Source organism: Kitasatospora sp. NPDC054939 (assembly GCF_053610105.1).
On sequence record NZ_JBSGXP010000032.1, the window covers coordinates 34,141 to 51,183 of the forward strand.

Annotated in this window: 15 protein-coding genes and 1 riboswitch; of the genes, 7 read left to right on the forward strand and 8 right to left on the reverse strand. The window is 75.1% G+C overall.

The window, feature by feature from the left end; all coding sequences use genetic code 11:
* Positions 1-19: 19 nt before the first annotated feature.
* Positions 20-1,450, forward strand: a complete 1,431-nt coding sequence (gene purB, locus ACWGB8_RS12355) for an adenylosuccinate lyase (protein WP_452212833.1) — start codon at positions 20-22, stop codon at positions 1,448-1,450.
* Between the two features lie 19 nt (positions 1,451-1,469).
* Here purB and ACWGB8_RS12360 read toward each other — a convergent pair whose 3' ends face one another.
* Positions 1,470-3,017, reverse strand: coding sequence for an MFS transporter (locus ACWGB8_RS12360; protein ID WP_452212835.1), 1,548 nt, complete (start codon positions 3,015-3,017; stop codon positions 1,470-1,472).
* 315 nt (positions 3,018-3,332) lie between these two features.
* Positions 3,333-3,486, forward strand: a riboswitch (cyclic di-AMP (ydaO/yuaA leader).
* A gap of 3 nt (positions 3,487-3,489) precedes the next feature.
* On the opposite strand from ACWGB8_RS12360, the gene ACWGB8_RS12365 reads away from it, so the two are divergent.
* The gene (locus tag ACWGB8_RS12365) at positions 3,490-4,518 is read left to right on the forward strand and encodes a M23 family metallopeptidase (protein WP_452212837.1); all 1,029 of its coding nucleotides are present in this window, start codon (positions 3,490-3,492) and stop codon (positions 4,516-4,518) included.
* 295 nt (positions 4,519-4,813) lie between these two features.
* On the opposite strand, the gene ACWGB8_RS12370 is transcribed toward ACWGB8_RS12365, so the two are convergent.
* From ACWGB8_RS12370 to ACWGB8_RS12385, 4 genes are all read right to left on the reverse strand, one after another.
* Complete coding sequence (locus ACWGB8_RS12370; RefSeq protein WP_452212839.1) at positions 4,814-5,563, reverse strand: DUF2470 domain-containing protein; 750 nt, start codon at positions 5,561-5,563, stop codon at positions 4,814-4,816.
* 168 nt (positions 5,564-5,731) lie between these two features.
* Complete coding sequence (locus ACWGB8_RS12375) at positions 5,732-6,139, reverse strand: RidA family protein (RefSeq protein ID WP_452212841.1); 408 nt, start codon at positions 6,137-6,139, stop codon at positions 5,732-5,734.
* Positions 6,140-6,337: 198 nt separating this feature from the next.
* Complete coding sequence (locus ACWGB8_RS12380) at positions 6,338-7,090, reverse strand: IclR family transcriptional regulator (protein WP_452212843.1); 753 nt, start codon at positions 7,088-7,090, stop codon at positions 6,338-6,340.
* Complete coding sequence (locus ACWGB8_RS12385) at positions 7,087-8,175, reverse strand: sugar kinase (RefSeq protein ID WP_452212845.1); 1,089 nt, start codon at positions 8,173-8,175, stop codon at positions 7,087-7,089. Before ACWGB8_RS12385 ends, ACWGB8_RS12380 begins: the two co-directional genes overlap by 4 nt.
* A 216-nt stretch (positions 8,176-8,391) precedes the next feature.
* Here ACWGB8_RS12385 and ACWGB8_RS12390 point away from each other — a divergent pair, with 216 nt between their 5' ends.
* The 4 genes from ACWGB8_RS12390 (at position 8,392) to ACWGB8_RS12405 (ending at position 13,849) form a co-directional block, all read left to right on the forward strand.
* A complete protein-coding gene (locus ACWGB8_RS12390) occupies positions 8,392-9,729 on the forward strand; it encodes an alanine racemase (protein WP_452212847.1) in 1,338 nt (445 codons plus the stop codon).
* Positions 9,729-11,336, forward strand: a complete 1,608-nt coding sequence (locus ACWGB8_RS12395) for an N-acyl-D-amino-acid deacylase family protein (protein ID WP_452212849.1) — start codon at positions 9,729-9,731, stop codon at positions 11,334-11,336. The genes ACWGB8_RS12390 and ACWGB8_RS12395 overlap by 1 nt, the downstream gene beginning before the upstream one ends.
* 41 nt (positions 11,337-11,377) lie before the next feature.
* Entirely contained in the window at positions 11,378-12,022 is a 645-nt protein-coding gene (locus tag ACWGB8_RS12400; RefSeq protein WP_452212850.1) for a bifunctional 4-hydroxy-2-oxoglutarate aldolase/2-dehydro-3-deoxy-phosphogluconate aldolase, read from the forward strand.
* A 249-nt stretch (positions 12,023-12,271) separates the two neighbouring features.
* The gene (locus ACWGB8_RS12405; protein ID WP_452212852.1) at positions 12,272-13,849 is read left to right on the forward strand and encodes an alpha-amylase family glycosyl hydrolase; all 1,578 of its coding nucleotides are present in this window, start codon (positions 12,272-12,274) and stop codon (positions 13,847-13,849) included.
* 136 nt (positions 13,850-13,985) lie between these two features.
* Here the strand turns inward: ACWGB8_RS12405 and ACWGB8_RS12410 are convergent, their stop codons facing one another.
* Complete coding sequence (locus tag ACWGB8_RS12410; protein ID WP_452212854.1) at positions 13,986-14,762, reverse strand: (2Fe-2S)-binding protein; 777 nt, start codon at positions 14,760-14,762, stop codon at positions 13,986-13,988.
* Positions 14,759-15,577 (reverse strand): GNAT family N-acetyltransferase, encoded by an 819-nt coding sequence (locus ACWGB8_RS12415; RefSeq protein ID WP_452212855.1) that lies wholly within the window; start codon positions 15,575-15,577, stop codon positions 14,759-14,761. The genes ACWGB8_RS12410 and ACWGB8_RS12415 overlap by 4 nt, the downstream gene beginning before the upstream one ends.
* 136 nt (positions 15,578-15,713) lie before the next feature.
* On the opposite strand from ACWGB8_RS12415, the gene ACWGB8_RS12420 reads away from it, so the two are divergent.
* Positions 15,714-16,037 carry a hypothetical protein gene (locus ACWGB8_RS12420; RefSeq protein WP_452212856.1) on the forward strand — a complete coding sequence of 108 codons (324 nt, stop codon included), beginning with the start codon at positions 15,714-15,716 and terminating at the stop codon, positions 16,035-16,037.
* A 190-nt stretch (positions 16,038-16,227) separates the two neighbouring features.
* Here the strand turns inward: ACWGB8_RS12420 and ACWGB8_RS12425 are convergent, their stop codons facing one another.
* Positions 16,228-16,854: a hypothetical protein gene (locus ACWGB8_RS12425; protein WP_452212858.1), complete on the reverse strand. Its 627-nt coding sequence runs from the start codon at positions 16,852-16,854 to the stop codon at positions 16,228-16,230.
* Positions 16,855-17,043 lie beyond the last annotated feature (189 nt).

Sequence of the window (17,043 nt, forward strand, 5' to 3'; positions counted from 1 at the left end):
GCTGTTAGGCTTGCGAAGCGTGAGCGCGAAGCCCCAGATCCCCAATGTCCTGGCCTCCCGGTACGCCTCGGCGACCCTGGCCCAGCTGTGGTCCCCCGAGCACAAGGTGGTCCTTGAGCGCCACCTGTGGCTCGCCGTCCTGAAGGCCCAGCAGGACCTCGGTGTCGAGGTGCCGGCCGACGCCGTCGCCGACTACGAGCGGGTGATCGACCAGGTCGACCTCGACTCGATCGCCGCCCGTGAGCGGATCACCCGCCACGACGTGAAGGCCCGGATCGAGGAGTTCAGCGAGCTCGCCGGCCACGAGCAGATCCACAAGGGCATGACGTCCCGGGACCTGACCGAGAACGTCGAGCAGCTGCAGATCCGCCAGTCGCTGGAGCACGTGCGCGACCGTACGGTCGCCGTGCTGGTGCGCCTGGGCCGGCTCTCCGCCCAGCACGCCGAGCTGGTGATGGCCGGCCGTTCGCACAACGTCGCCGCGCAGGCCACCACGCTGGGCAAGCGCTTCGCCACCGTCGCCGACGAGCTGCTGGTCGCCTTCAACCGCCTGGAGGAGCTGATCGCCCGCTACCCGCTGCGCGGGATCAAGGGCCCGGTCGGCACCGCCCAGGACATGCTGGACCTGCTCGGCGGCGACACCGCCAAGCTCGCCGAGCTGGAGCAGCGGGTCGCCGGCCACCTCGGCTTCGACAACGTGCTCACCAGCGTCGGCCAGGTCTACCCGCGCTCGCTGGACTTCGAGGTGCTGACCGCCCTCGTCCAGCTGTCGGCCGGTCCGTCCTCGCTGGCCAAGACCATCCGCCTGATGGCCGGCCACGAGCTGGTCACCGAGGGCTTCAAGGAGGGCCAGGTCGGCTCCTCCGCGATGCCGCACAAGATGAACACCCGCTCCTGCGAGCGGGTCAACGGCCTGGCCGTCATCCTGCGCGGCTACGCCTCGATGACCGCCGAGCTGGGCGGCGACCAGTGGAACGAGGGCGACGTCTCCTGCTCGGTGGTGCGCCGGGTCGCGCTGCCGGACGCCTTCTTCGCCTTCGACGGCCTGCTGGAGACCTTCCTGACCGTCCTCGACGAGTTCGGCGCCTTCCCCGCCGTGATCGAGGCCGAGCTGGACCGCTACCTGCCGTTCCTGGCGACCACCAAGGTGCTGATGGGCGCGGTGCGCGCGGGCGTCGGCCGGGAGACCGGGCACGAGGTCATCAAGGAGCACGCCGTCGCCTCCGCCCTGGCGATGCGCGCCGGTGCCCGCGAGAACGAGCTGCTGGACCGCCTCGCCGCCGACGAGCGGATCCCGCTGGACCGCCAGGCCCTGGACGCGCTGCTCGCCGACCGGCTCTCCTTCACCGGTGCGGCCGGCGCCCAGGTCGCCGAGGTCGTCCGCCGGGTCGAGGCCGTCGCCGCGGCCTACCCGGAGGCCGCCAAGTACGCGCCGGGCGACATTCTCTGACGCTCCGTCGGAGCTGCTGTCAGCTCTTCGAGGGCCCCGCTGCCGGACCGGTGGCGGGGCCCTCGGGCGTCGGGGCCCGCAGGTGGCCGGGGTCCAGCGGCGGAGCGCCCGTACTGCAGGACCACTGGCAGTCGGGCTCGGCCACCGGGCGCTGCGGGTCGTCGGGCGCCAGCACGTTGCCCCGGACGGTGGCGGCGGCCAGCAGCCCGCCGGCGACCAGGAGTCCGGCACAGATCAGCATCGCGGTGCCGAAGGCCGCGTCCACCGCGGCGGGCACCTGGTAGGCGTCGCCGCTGAGCCCGGCGAGCGCGGGCAGGGCCGCCACCGCGAGCAGTCCGGCCGCCCGGGCGGCGGCGTTGTTGACGCCGCTGGCGATCCCCGCCCGGCGCACCTCGACCGCCGCCAGCACGGTCGCGGTGAGCGGTGCGACCAGCAGCACCATCCCGCAGCCGAGCACGGTGACGGCCGGCAGCACGTCCGCCCAGTACGAGGCGTCCGGTCCGATCCGCAGCATCAGCAGCACCCCGGCGGCGCAGATCAGCGGGCCGAGGGTGAGCGGCAGCCGGGGGCCGATCAGCTTGCCGAGTTCGCCGGCCCGCGCGGAGAACGCCAGCATCAGCACGGTCGTCGGCACCAGGGCGAGCCCGGCGGTGAGCGGGGAGAAGCCGGAGACCGTCTGCAGCTGCACCATGAGCAGGAAGAAGATCCCGCTGAACGCCGCGTACACGCAGAGGGTGACCAGGTTCACCGCGGTGAACAGCCGGGAGGCGAAGAGCTCCGGCGGCAGCATCGGTTCGGCGCGGCGCCGTTCGACCAGGACGAACACCGTGCCGAACAGCAGGCCGGCCGCCCCGGTGAGCCAGACCACGGGGGTCAGGCCCTCGCCGGCTGCGGTCAGCGCATAGGTGACGGAGCCCAGGGCGAGCGCCGCCAGGACCGCACCGGCCACGTCGAAGCGGCCGACGGCCCGTTCGTCCCGGCTCTCCGGGACGTGCCGGGCGGCCACCGCGATCACCAGCACCGCCAGCGGGACGTTCAGCAGGAAGATCCACCGCCAACCGGGCCCCTCCACCAGCCAGCCGCCGAGGAAGGGGCCGACCGCCGCCGACACCCCGCCGAGGCCGGACCAGAGCCCGACCGCCCGGGAGCGGTCGTCGGGGTGGAAGGCGGCCTGGAGGATCGCCAGCGAACCCGGGGTGAGCAGTGCCCCGCCGATGCCCTGGAGGGCGCGGGCGGCGATCAGCACCTCGACGGTGGGGGCGGCGGCGCAGGCCGCCGAGGCGGCGGCGAACCAGGCGACGCCGAGCAGGAAGATCCGCCGCCGGCCGTAGCGGTCCCCGAGCGCCCCGCCGAGCAGGATCAGCCCGGCGAGGGTCAGCAGGTAGGAGTTGAGGGTCCATTGGAGGGCGGCCATCGAGGCGCCGAGGTCGGCGCCGATCCGGGGCAGCGCGACGTTCACCACCGTGCCGTCGAGCATCGCCATGCTGGAGCCGAGCACGGTCGCCAGCAGGACCCAACGGCCCTGCGCGGTGCTCAGGCGCAGGGTGCCTGCCTCGTCATTCGCCACGGCCCGATCGTGCTCCCCGGGGGCCTACGTGACAAGGGTCACCGGTGGTGTGTCGGGGGATGGCCCTGCGTGTGTGATCGCATGCGCACGGATGAGGAAATGGGCGCTGCGGAATCGCCCAACTGCACGGCGTAATCGGATTGTGTACATACTGTGCAGCCGATCATTCGGAGCGTCACGGCATTTCCCGATCTTGCGCCGGAATTCGGAGATCGACATTGCTTCGGTTCGGCGGATGGGTTTTAGTTCAGCGACCGCCCGGCCATCCCGGGTGGATCCACCGGGTAGAACGCCTAGTCCTGCCGCTGCCCGGAGGTTCGAACTGAGCTCTGTACGGCAGGAGCGGGGGACCCACAGGTAAGTCGCCGGACCGTCATTTCGGTTCGGCTAGGGGTGAAGCCGCGCTTGCGGCCGGGCAACTCCAGCCCGAACCCGACAGCTCACCTCGCAGGCGTCGGAGAGGAAATCTTCCATGCCCGCACAGGCTCGTCGTATCGCCCTGCCCCGCGCCGCCCGCATCGGTATCGCCACCGCCGTCACCGGCGCCGCGTTCGCCCTCCCGCTGGTGACCGCCATCAGCGCCTCGGCCCACACCGCTCCGGCCGCGAAGACCCAGCCCGCGCAGACCTCCACCTGGACCGGCGCCACCAGCGTCGACGCCGTCGCCCCCGCCGAGAAGCCGGCCGAGGCCGCCAAGCCGGCCGTCGCCGAGAGCTACAAGGTCGTCAGCGGTGACACCCTCTCGAAGATCGCCTCCGCCAAGGACGTCCAGGGCGGCTGGCAGGCGCTGTACGAGCAGAACCGCTCGGTCGTCGGTGCCAACCCGAACCTGATCTTCCCCGGCCAGCAGCTGTCGCTGGGTGCCAAGGCCGCCGCCGAGGCCCCGAAGCCGGCCGCCCCGGCCGCAAAGCCGCAGGCCTCGCAGGACTCCGCGAAGCCGGCCGCCAAGCCCGCCGCCAAGCCGGCCGAGGCCCCCAAGACCGCTGCCCCGAAGCCGGTCCAGGCCGCCAAGCCCGCCGCTCCGGCCGCCAAGCCCGCCGCCGCGCCGGCCACCCAGGCCCCGAAGCCCGCCGCCCCGGCCCCGGCCGCCGCCGCGTCCGGCTACGTCGCCCCGGTCAGCGCCAAGCAGGGCACCGCGTACGGTGTCGCCGGCTCCATGTGGTCCTCCGGCCACCACACCGGCGTGGACTTCGCGGTCCCGACCGGCACCAGCCTGAAGGCCGTGGCCGCCGGTACCGTCGTCAAGGCGGGCCCGGGCGGTGCGTACGGCAACGAGGTCGTCATCAAGCTGGCCGACGGCAAGTACGCCCAGTACGCCCACCTGTCCTCGATCAGCGTCTCGGCCGGCCAGGCCGTGACCGCCGGTCAGCAGGTCGGCCTCTCCGGTGCCACCGGCAACGTGACCGGCCCGCACCTGCACTTCGAGATCCGCACCACCGCCAACTACGGCTCGGACGTCGACCCGATCGCCTACCTGCGCGCCCACGGCGTCAGCATCTGAGGCGACCCGGTCGCACCGTCCGCGTCGAACGGACCACCGCTGGGTGCGGGGCGAACGACCGCCCGGGATGGTCATGTCGGGTGACCGCCCGACCGGGTGATCGCCGCGCCGAGTGGCGTTGAGAAGCCGGGCCGGCTCCGCGAGGGACTTCCTCCCTCTCGCGGGGCCGGCCCGGCTCTTCGTGTTGCGGCTCTTCGTACCGCGGCTCGCGTGTTCGGTGGTGCGTGGTCCGTGTCGCATGCCCCGTGCCCCGTGCCCCGTGTTCCGCTCGCAGGAGTGTGCCGGAGTCGGCGGGTCAGGGCCGGTGGGCGGGCACCGCGCTCCGGGCGGCGGTCAGCAGCTGGTACACCCGGTGGCCGAACTCGTCGGCGTCGTCGGCGGGTTCGGGGAAGACCAGGCGGATGTCGCGGTGGCCGTGCGGGTGGTCCAGGCGCAGCACCAGGCCGTAGCGGTCCAGGGCGAGCGGGCGGACCTCCGGCCGGTCGGCGAGCAGGTTCGGGTCGATCAGCCGGGTGAGCATCGCGAGGGCGTCCGGGTGATCGTCGGCGAGGTGGGTGAGCAGCCCGGCCTCGTAGCGGGCGAGCGGGTCGGGCTCGGCGAGGGCCAGGTCGGCGCCGAGCATCGCGGTGGTGCCGTACGGGGTGGAGATCACCGCGTGGGCGACGTCCAGCGCGAGGTGGACGCCCAGGCCGTCGTCGGAGAGGTGGGCGGGGTGCAGCCGGCCGGCCAGGGTGAGCCGGGCGCGCACACGGTCGCGGACGGCGACCGGGGCGATGTCGGTGATGTCCAGGACGACGGCGAGCCCGGCGGGTTCGCGGGCGGCGAGGAGGGTGAGGGGGGCGTCGAGCGGGGCCGAGAGGCGGAGCCGGGAGCCGTGGACGGAGACCGGGGTGTCCAGTTCGTGGTGTTCGCCGCAGGCCCGGACCACCACGGAGGCGGTGGCGGTGAGCAGGCTGCAGACGCGCTCGGCGGCGGTGGGCTCGGGGACCTCGGCCGTCGCGGACGCGTCGGACACCTCGGTCACCTTGTCGGCGAACGGGCTCATGGCTGACCTCCGGTTAGTTAGGTGAGGCTAACCTAAGCCGATTGTGGGTTCACGGCAAGCCCTGCCGGGCGCGGCGCGGCGGGCCCGCGCCGTCGGGCGGAGCCGTCCGGAACGGCGGAGGGGCCCGGACCTCGTGCGGTCCGGACCCCTCGTCGTCAGCCGTGCCGATCAGCCGATGACCGCCTGCGCGTCGATCTCCACCAGCATGGGCTCCTGCGGGAGTTCGACGAAGATCGTGGTGCGGCAGGGCTTCACCCCGCCCGGCGCGATGTTCTCCTCGATGAACTCGGCGTAGACCTCGTTCATCAGCGGGAAGTCCGAGCGCTTGGTGAGGTACACGCGGAACATCACCACGTCCTCGACCGTGGCGCCGCCCGCCTCGACGATCGCCTTGACGTTCTCCAGGGTGCGGCGGGTCTGCGCCTTCACGTCGCCGGGGTACAGGTACTCGCCGGTCGCCGGGTCCTGCGGGCCCTGGCCGGAGACCTGCAGGATCGGGCCCTTGCGGACGCCCTGGGAGAACATCCAGGCGGGGGCGGGGGCGCCGTCGGTGCGGATCTCGGTCTTGTCGCTCATCTGCGGCGTTCCTCGTTCGTGGTGACGGGTGGTTCGGTCGGGGCGGCGGTGCCGTGTGCTTCGGGGCGTCGGTGCTTGCGGTTCGTCGGGGGTGGTTCGTCGGCGGCGGGTCGATGGTGCGTTCGGCCGGGCGGCGGGCGGCGGGCGGCGGGCGGCGGGCGGCGGGCGGCGGGCGGTGGGCGGGCCGGGGCCGGGGGGTCAGCCGGACTGGGGGTGCTGGCCGCAGTCGGCGGAGACCGCCCGGGTGGTGGCGAGCAACTGGGGCAGCAGCTCCAGCACCTGCTCGTACGGCAGGACGACGTCCGGCACCGAGATGGACGCCGCCGCGACCACCCGCCCGGTGGCGTCCCGGATCGGCGCCGCGATGCAGTTGATGAACGCCTCGTGCTCCGCGTGGTCCTGCGCCCAGCCCTGCGCGGCGACCCGCTCCAGCTCGGCGAGCAGCGCCTCGGGCGTGGTCAGGGTGTTGGCCGTGTGCGGGGCGAAGTCGATGCCCGCGACCACCCGGCGGCGCTCCGGCACCGGCAGGTCGGCCAGCAGCACCTTGGACACGGCCGCGCTGTGCAGGACGGCGCGCAGCCCGATCCGGGAGTACATCCGGACCGGGTGCCGGGAGTCGTACTTGTCGATGTAGACGACCTCGCCGCCCTCGTACGCGGCCAGGTGCACGGTCTGTCCGGTGGCGGCGTTCAGTTCGGCGAGCCGCGGGGCGGCGATCCGGCGCACCCCGCGCTGCTCCAGGGCCAGGCCGGAGAGCGCGAACAGGCCGGCGCCGAGGTGGTAGCGGTAGGCCGGATCGCGGTAGACGAAGCGCTCCTCCTCCAGGCTCTGCAACAGCCGCAGCACCGTGGTCTTGTGCACGCCGAGCACCTCGGCCAACTGGTCGAGGGAGCGCTCGCCCTCGCCCAGCTCGGCGAGGATGCGCAGGGCGCGGGTGACGGTCTGGCTCATCGTGCTCCAAAGGACGCGGCCGGTCGGTGGCCAGGCGCGGGCAGTACGGGGGACACGATGCCATCCGCGGAGACCCTGGTCGCCGACCAGTCCCCGGCGGAGGCGCCGAGCAGTGCGGCCACCACCGGCTCGGGCGGCAGCTCGCCCTGGTCGCCGTGCGCCGTCAGCGCGCAGGCCGCGCTGAGGTGGCCCAGCCGCAGGCGACCCCGCTGGTCCAGGCCGCGCAGGGTGCCCGCCAGGTAGCCGGCCGCGAAGGCGTCGCCCGCGCCGGTCGCCTCCACCACCTCGACGGCGAGCGCCGGTTCGGCCACCGCGCCGCCGTCCGCGTCGAGCGCGGTGACCACCCGGGCGGCGTCCTTCACCACGACGGTCGCCGGGGAGGGGAAGCGGCGGCGCAGCTCGTGCGGATCGCCGGTGCCGAACGCCGCCTCGGCCTCGTCCGCGCCGAGCAGCAGCAGGTCGGCGGCGTCCAGCAGCGGCGGCAGCACGGCCGGATCGCGCTCGTGCCAGAGGGCCGGCCGCCAGTTCAGGTCGAAGCTCACCAGCCGGCCCGGCCGGCGGGGCGCCGCGAGCAGCGTGCGCAGCAGGGCCAGGCAGTCGTCGGAGAGGGCGGCGGTGATCCCGGACAGGTGCAGCAGCCGGGCGCCGTCCAGCAGGCGGGCCGCCACCGGATCGTCCAGCAGGGCGGGGGAGAGCGCCGACGCCGCCGAGCCCCGGCGGTGGTAGTGCAGCCGGCTGCGGCCGGGGCCCAGATCGTGGCGCCGGCCGGTGGTGCCGCCGACCTCCTTGAGGTAGACGCCGGTCGGGCGGTGCGGATCGACCGCGACCGCCGAGACGTCCACCCCGTGGTCGGCGACCTCGGTGACCAGGCGGCGGCCGAAGCCGTCGTCACCGACCCGGCTGATCCAGGCGCTGCGCACGCCCAGGGCGGCCAGCGCGCCCGCCACGTTGGACTCCGCCCCGCCGACGGAGAGCCGGAAGCCCTCCACCGACTCCAGCGGCCCGGCCCGGTCCGGCAGCAGGACGGCCATCGACTCGCCCACGCACACCGCCTCGGGCGTGGTGGCGGTCTGCTGTGCTGCCATCGTGGGGGGCTCCTCGCGTCCTGCGGCCGGTTCGGGGCCGCTCGCGTCCTGTCGGTGGTGCGGCTTCGGGTGTCCTGTCGGGTGGGGCGGGCGGGTTCGGCCGTTGACCTTCGTCCGGCGCCGATGCTAGAACCGGGGTGCCAGCATGTGCAACCCTCGTTGCACATGCTGCAACATCGGGGTCAACGGCCTCGGCAGCACTCAAGGAGGACGACGGTGGACCAGACGTTCGCGGGCGGATACGCGACCGGCGCCGACGGGCCCGGCATCGACGACGCCGGGATCGCCGCCCTCGCCGACGAGGTGCTCGACTGGCGCTTCAAGGCCCTCCCGCCCACCGCCTGGGGCCGGACCGTCCGCGACTGGACCGCCGAGCGGCCCCGCCTCGACGACCTCGGCACCCCGCTGCTCACCCTCGACGCGGGCGCACTCGACCACAACCTGCGCACCATGGCGACGTGGTGCGCCGACGCCGGCGTGGCCCTCGCCCCGCACGGCAAGACCACCATGGCCCCCGCCCTCTGGCAGGCCCAACTGGCCGCCGGCAGCCACGGCATCACCCTCGCCACCCTGCCGCAGGTCCGGGTCGCCCGCGCCTTCGGCGTCCGCCGGATCCAGCTCGCCAACACCCTCCTCGACCCGGCCGGACTGCGCTGGCTCGCCGACCGGCTCGCCGCCGACCCCGGCTTCGCCTTCGCCTCCTGGGTCGACTCCGCCGAGAGCGTCCGGCTGATGGACGAAGCCCTGCGCACCGCCGGCGCCGAACGCCCGATCGAGGTACTGGTCGAACTCGGCGGCCTGGGCGGACGCACCGGCGCCCGCAGCATCGACGAGGCCGTCGACACCGCCCGCGCCGTCCACGACGCCCCCACCCTGCGGCTGGCCGGCACCGCCGGCTACGAGGGCGCGCTCGCCCACGACGCCACCCCCGCCGGACTCGACGCCGTCCGCGGCTACCTGCGCCGGCTCGCCGAACTCCACGCGCGGCTCGCCCCCTGGTACGCCGACGACCGTGCACCGGTCGTCACCGCCGGCGGCAGCGCCTACTTCGACCTCGTCGTCGAGGAGTTGGCCGCCCTGCCGGACACCCTGGTGGTGCTGCGCTCCGGCGCCTACCTGGCCCACGACGACGGCTTCTACCGCGGGATCTCGCCCCTCGCCCGCGGCGCCGCGAGCGCCGGAGCCGACCCGGCCGGCGCCGCGCCGTTCCGCAGCGCCCTGCACGGCTGGGCCCGGGTGGTCTCCCGCCCCGAGCCCCGACTGGCCCTGCTCGACGCCGGGAAGCGCGACCTGCCGTTCGACGAGGGGCTGCCCGAACCGCAGTCCGTCCGCGGCGGCGCCGCCCTCGTCGGCACCGGCGCCCGGATCACCGCCCTCAACGACCAGCACGCCTTCCTGCGGGACGCCGGCGACCTCGCCCCGATCGGAGCCGTCGTCCGGCTCGGCGTCTCCCACCCCTGCACGGCCTTCGACAAGTGGACGCTGATCCCCGTCCTGGACGACGCCTCCGCCGCCGACCCGCGCGTGGTCGACCTGGTCAGGACCTTCTTCTGATGGCCGGGCCGATCGTCTTCCGCGGCGCCACCGTCGTCGACGGCAGCGGAGCCCCCGGCCGGACCGCGGACGTCCGGATCGCCGACGGACTGATCGCCGAGATCGGCCCGCGCCTCGGCGGCGGCACCGGCGTGGACGCCGACGGGCTCGTCCTCGCCCCCGGGTTCATCGACATGCACGCCCACTCCGACCTGCGGCTGCTCGTCGAACCCGAGCACCCCGCCAAGGTCACCCAGGGCGTGACCTGCGAAGTCCTCGGACAGGACGGCCTCTCCTACGCCCCCGTGGACGACACCACCCTGCCCGCGCTGCGCCGCCAGATCGCCGGCTGGAACGGCGACCCCGAGGGCTTCGCCTGGGACTGGCGCACGGTCGGCCAGTACCTCGACCGGCTCGACCGCACCGGCGTCGCCGTCAACACCTGCTACCTGGTCCCGCACGGCAGCCTCCGGACGCTCGCCATGGGCTGGGCGAACCGGCCGCCGAACGGCACCGAACTCGACCGGATGCGCGCCGAGTTGGCCGCCGGCCTGGAACAGGGCGCGGTCGGCATGTCCAGCGGCCTCAGCTACACCCCCGGGATGTACGCGGACACCGGCGAACTCGTCGACCTGTGCCGGGTCGTCGCCGCGTACGGCGGATTCCACGCACCGCACCAGCGCTCCTACGGCGCCGGAGCGCTGGAGGGGTACGCGGAAATGGTGGAGATCGCCCGGCGCTCCGGCTGCCCGCTCCACCTCACCCACGCCACGATGAACTTCGGCGTCAACCGCGGCCGCGCCGGGGACCTGCTGGACCTCGTCGACCGGGCGCTCGCCGACGGCGTCGACCTCACCCTGGACAGCTACCCCTACCTGCCCGGATCCACCACCCTGGCGGCGCTGCTGCCCAGTTGGGCCACCGAGGGCGGACCGCAGGCCACCCTCGACCGGCTCGCCGACCCCGCGGCGTGCGAACGGATCCGGCACGAGGTGGAGGAGAAGGGCAGCGACGGCTGCCACGGCGTGGTCACCGACTGGGAGACGATCCAGATCTCCGGCACCGGCACCCCCGAACTGTCCGCCGCAGTCGGCCGTACGGTCGCCGAACTCGCCGCCGACCAGGGCCGGTCCGGGACACAGGTCTTCCTCGACCTGCTCCGCCGGGACGCCCTGGCCACCACGATCCTGCAGCACGTCGGCCACGAGGAGAACGTCCGGGCGATCATGCGCCACCCCGCCCACACCGTCGGCAGCGACGGACTGCTGGTCGGCGCCCGCCCGCACCCCCGCGCCTGGGGCACCTTCGCCCGCTACCTCGCCCACTACACGAGGGAGTTGGGCGTACTCACGCTGGAGGAGGCGATCGCCAGGATGACCGGCAGGCCCGCCCGCCGGCTGCGCCTCGACCGGCGCGGCCTGATCCGCCCCGGCCACCACGCCGACCTGGTGCTGTTCGACCCCGAGCGGATCAGCGACCGGGCCACCTTCGAACACCCCCGGCGACCCGCCGCCGGCATCGAGCACGTCTACGTCAACGGCACCGCCGTCGTCCGGCAGGGGCGGACCACGGGCGCGACGCCCGGCCGCACCCTGCGCCGCACCGACCGAGGAACCCGAGCCGCATGAACCCGAGCCGCACGAGCCTGAGCCGTATGAGCCCGAGCCGCATGAGCCCCGCAGCAGCCGTACTCGCCACCGTCCGGGCCGAACTGGCCGCCGACCCGGTGATCGCCGTGGTCCGCGCCCCGCGGATACCCGACGCCGCCGCACTCTGCGCCGCACTCGCCGAGGGCGGCATCGGCTGGACCGAACTCACCTTCACCACACCGGAGGTGACCGAGCACCTCGCCGTTGCCGCCGCGGCCGGCCACCGGGTCGGCGTCGGCACCGTGCTGACCGCCGAGCAGGCCGAACAGGGCATCGCGGCCGGCGCCTCGTTCCTGGTCACCCCCGGCTGCCGGCCCGAGGTCGCCGAGGTGGCGCACGCTGCCGGGGTGGCCGTCGTGCTCGGCGCGCTCACCCCCACCGAGGTCGCCCAGGCGGTCGACCTCGGCGCCGCGGCCGTCAAGATCTTCCCGGCGAAGGCCTTCGGGCCCGGCTACTTCAAGGACCTCGGCGGCCCCTACCCCGGGGTGCCGCTGGTCGCCTCCGGCGGGGTCAACGCGGGCAACGCGGCCGCGTTCCTCGCCCACGGCGCGCTCGCGGTCTGCGCCGGGACGGACGTGGTGCCGCCGGCGGCGGTGGCGGCGGGGGAGTGGGCGGAGATCACCCGGCGGGCCCGGGCGTTCACGGCCGCCTGCGGGCGGGGGTAGCGGGGGCGGGGGACGGCGGGAGACGGGTTCGGCGGCGGCGCGGCGTGGCGGGGTGCCGGTGGGTGCGGCGGTGGGCAGGCGTGAGGGTGCGGCGGCGGGTGCCGGTGGGCGCGAAGGTGCGGCGGCGCGTGCCGAGGCGGACTGTCGGGACGGCGGGGATTGGACGAGAATCTGAGGCCCGGCCCCCGCACGGACGGCCCCGGGCGTACGGACCCGGCCGTCCTGCTCCCCGCAGGAGGATCCGCCGCCATGACCTCGACCCGCCCCGGCCCCGCCTGGCTCGCCGACGCCGTCCTGTACCAGATCTACCCCCAGACCTTCGCGGACTCCGACGGCGACGGCATCGGCGACTTCGCCGGCATCGCCGCCCGCCTGGACCACCTCGCCTGGCTCGGCGTGGACACCGTCTGGCTGAACCCCTGCTTCGACTCGCCGTTCCGCGACGCCGGGTACGACATCAGCGACTACCTCGCCCCCGCGCCCCGCTACGGCACCGCCGACGACCTGGCCGCGCTCGTCGACGCGGCCCGCCGCCGGGGCATCCGCATCCTGCTCGACCTGGTGGCCGCGCACACCTCCGACCGACACCCCTGGTTCCTGGCCTCCGCCGACGACCCCGACGACCACCGCTACATCTGGTCCGACCGCCCGGTGGACGGCTTCGTGGCCTCGCCCGGCGGGCGGTCCGGCTGGTACCGGCCGAACTTCTTCGACTGTCAGCCCGCCCTCAACTTCGGCTACGCACGAGGCCGTTCGGACGAACCCTGGCGCCAGCCGGTGGACGCCGAAGGCCCGCGCGCCAACCGCGCCGCGCTCCGCGAGATCATGGCGCACTGGCTGGCCGTAGGCTTCGCCGGGTTCCGCGTCGACATGGCCTCCTCGATGGTCAAGGACGACCCCGGCTTCACCGAGACCGCCAAGCTCTGGAGCGAACTGCGCGACTGGCTCGACCTCACCCACCCCCATGCCGCGCTGTTCGCCGAATGGGGCGACCCGGCCACCGCCGTCGCCGCCGGCTTCCACGCCGACTTCTTCCTCCAGTTCGGCGGCCCCGACCACGGCCTGCCGCTGCGCTCGCTCTGGAACAACAACGCCGGCACGGTCGAGGAGTTCTGGCAGCAGGGCCCGTGCTACTTCGACGCCGAGGGCCAGGGCTCGCCGCAGGCCTTCCTGGACGCCTGGCACTCCGCCGCCGAACTCAACGCGGGCGCCGGCCACATCGCGCTGCCGACCGCCAACCACGACTTCTCCCGGCTCGCCACCGGACCGCGCACCGCCGACCAACTCGCCCCCGCCTTCGCGCTGCTGCTCACCTGGCCGAGCCTCCCGGCGATCTACTACGGCGACGAGATCGGCATGCGGTACGTCCCCGGCCTGCCCGACACCGAGGGCAGCGTGCTGGGCCCCCGCTACAACCGGGCCGGCTCGCGCACCCCCATGCAGTGGACGCCGGGCCCCAACGCGGGCTTCTCCACCGCGCCCGCCGAACGGCTCTACCTGCCGGTCGACCCCGACCCGGCCCGCCCCGACGTCGCCACCCAGCGGGCCGACCCGACCTCGCTGCTGCACACCGTCCGCCGACTGATCGCCCTGCGGCGGGCCCACCCCGGACTGGGCGCGCGCTCCGGGGTGAGCGTCCGGCACGCCGGGTACCCGCTGGTGTACGTCCGGGGTGCCCGGTACGTGGTGGTGGTCAACCCGCGACGGGAGCCGGCCGCCGTACCGTTCAGGCCCCGGGTCCGGCCGCTCGACGTCCAGGGCGTGCGGGCGGTGGACGGCGAACTGCGGGCGGAGGGCTTCTCGTACGGGGTCTTCGAGCTGGGGTGAGCGGAGGCCGTCCGGGTGCGGGCGCTGGCGGTACGGCGCTTACGGGTGCGGGCGTCGGGGGGATGGGGCGCCGGCGGTACGGAAGGCGCGGGCGTCGAGGGGCGGGCGCTGCGGTCCGTGGGCGCGGGCGTCGGGGTCAGCGCGGCGGGCGGTCGAAGCAGCAGTCGCCGCAGATCCCGGCGCCCGGGCCGACCCGGTAGTAGAGGCAGCAACTGGTCCGGCGGAACGGCAGGGTGTGGGTGCCGGCCAGTGGCTCCCGGGCGAGCAGCCGGACGGCGAGGGCCTCGGCCGTCCGGCCCGCCGCGGGATCGGGCAACCCGCTCCGCAGCACCTTCACCGCGCCCACCAGGGCGGAGGCGGCGTTGCCGCGGAGCAACCCCGCGGACACCGGGGCCGCTGAGCGTACGGCCGCCGCGAGCGGGGCCAACTGGCCGAGCAGTACGGTCCGGTGGAGCGCGTCGGCGAGGTCGGGGGCGGGGCCAGGTCCGGGGTCGGGATCCGCTCCGGGTGCGGCGGCGGCGGCCCGGGGCGCGTACGGCAGCCACAGGTCGACCGGTCCGCGCTCGGGCACCCGGACCTGCGCCCGGTCGGGGTGGAGGTCGGGGACGGTGCCGAGCAGCACCGCCGCGCCGAGGCCGACCGACCAGAAGCGCGCCGCCAGCCCGAGGTGCAGGATCGACGCGGCCACCCGCGGCTCCGCGGTGCCGAGTTGGCGTCCGACCTCGCGGACGCGTCCGGCGAGCAGCCCGTCCGGCCCGGTCGCGTACAGCTCGCGCAGCGGGCGGAACCCCGGCGGCGGGGTGTCGGTCGGCGCGGCGGCGGCGAGGAGGGCGAAGTACGGTCCGACCTGTGCGAGTCGGTCGTACCCGGGGCCCGGGTCTGCGGAGCCCGTCGGGGCGGCTCGGTGGCTCACGCGCCGGTGGGCGTGTCCGCGGGCGAGAACACGGCCGGTACGACCGGCCCATGCAGGTCCCAGCCCAGGGCGAGGTAGAGGGCCCGGCCGTCCTCGGTGGCCACCAGCACCCCGCGCCGGGCGCCGCGGGCCCGGGCGGCCTCGGCCAGCGCGCGCATCACGGTGCTGCCCAACCCCCGGCGGCGGTGCTCCGGTTCGGTCACCACCTGGTCGAACACCGCGTCCGTCCCCGCGCAGCCGACCCGGCCGGAGGCCGCCGGACTGCCGTCCGCGCTCACCACGCGCACGTCGATCGCCGAGCCGTCGGCGATCGTCTCGACCCGGTAGCCGGCGGGCGCGTCGGCCGGCGCCCCCTGCGAGGGCGCGATCACCTCCAGCGGCGCGGCCATCAGGTACTCGGTGTCGCCCGTGCGCCAGCCGGGACCGAGCAGCGGCACCACGTCCGCGGGCTCCGCGCACACCTTCAGCCACACCCCGGGCGCGGCGGCGGTGGCCGCCAGCCGGCGCAGCACCTCGGGTTCGGCGGCGGGCAGCACATGGCGCACGGTGTGGCCGGGGAGGCCGACGTCGATCCGGTGCCCGCCGTTCGCCGGGACCGGTTGGGCCGTCCGCCGCGACACCGCCCAGCCGTGGACCCAGCCGCTGACCAGTCCGGGGTCGGGCGCCGAACCGCTCCGGGGCGCCGGCGCGGAGACGGCGGTGGCCGCTGCGGCCGCAGGTGCGCGAGGTGCCGGGGTGGCCGTGGTCGCCGGTGCTGTGGGTGCGGGAGGTGCGGGGGTGGCCGTGGCCGTGGACAGGGGCAGTGGTTCGGCCATCGGTTCGGCGCTCCTCGGACGGGTCGGCGGCGATCTCCACGAGGCAGCGACCGGTCGGTGACCGGTCGGCGCCGCTGCGGAGGCGATCAGCATCGGATCGTACGCTGTCCGACGAACCGAGAGCGAGACACCCGTCATGCAGCGCACTGAGCACCACATGACCGCGGAATGGCCGGCCGAATGGCGCCGCGAGCTCGCCGCCGTGGCCCCGACGCAGGCGGTCCGGGCGGAGGTGGCCTCGGCTGAGGCTGTCCCGGCGGAGGTGGCGGACGCAGGTGGGCTCGTGGTGTTCGGTAGCGACGGAGGCGGGTTGCTGTTCGCCGCGGACCGGGGCGGCCGGGTCCACCGTTCGCTCGCGGCCTCGTCCGACGTCGGGTTCGAGCCCTGGGCGGAGAGCCTGCCCGACTTCCTGACCGCGGTCCTCCGGGCGGTCGTCACCCGGGACGGCTTCGGGTCGTGACGCCCGGGCGGCGGAGGCTCACCGCCCCCGCCGCCCGCCCCCGTGTTCCCCCGTTCCCACCGCCGGCCGGTCGCGGCTCAGACGCGCCCGACCGGCGGCGGGTCCCCGTCCGGACGGCGAACGCAGCCGCCGCCCGGTGCCGGACGGCGAACGGAGCCGCCGCCCGGTGGTCGTGCCGTACGACGGCTGCTCAGCCGTGCACGGTGAGGGTCCCGCTCGACGTGCGGATGAACGGTACCGTCCCCTGGCAGTCGGCGACCGGCGCGCCGAACGCCCCCATCACCCAACCCACCCGGTCCACCCGGCCGTTGTCCTGCACGGTCACCGCGACCCGGGAGCCCACCACCGTCATGTCGGGGAACCACGGGGCCTCGCCCGCGGTGACCACACCGGTGACGATCGCGTCGCGTCCGGCCGCCACCACACAGCCGACCTTGATCTCCAGATCGGCCACCAGCCGTCCGTCCGGGCGCAGATGGGTCACGTGCATGCGGCCCCGGGCGTGTTCGGGCGAGCCGTTCACTCCCGTACGGGCATCGACCTCGAACCGCACCGGATCACCCTTGAAGGCGGGGAAGTCGTCGTTGAGGACGACGCCGAAGCTGCCGCGCACCCGGGTCGGTGCCGCGGTCCGGTCGGCGGGGGTGTCGTTGTCGTCGTGGGCAGGCTGCGCCGTCTGCACGGTGTGCGCCGCCCGGGGTTCGGGCGCGGAGGGCGTCACGGCGACGGCCGACGCAGGCTGGACGGCGACGGCTGCGACCGCCAGGCAGAGCGCGACGGCGGCGCCGATGCGCAGGGTGGTGGTGCGGCGGTTCATGGCGGCGACTCCTCTTCCGGCGGGGCCGGCCCCTGGTTCGGCCGGCACGGACCACTCTGCTCGCTGACGTGGCGTCAGTCATCCCGCATCCGAGGGGTCCGCGGTCCTCCCGGCGGATGATCCGCGCCTCCCCCGTGCGAGCGGTGCCGGCGCCCTCCCCGGCCGTGACGTACCGACCCTGTGCGGGCG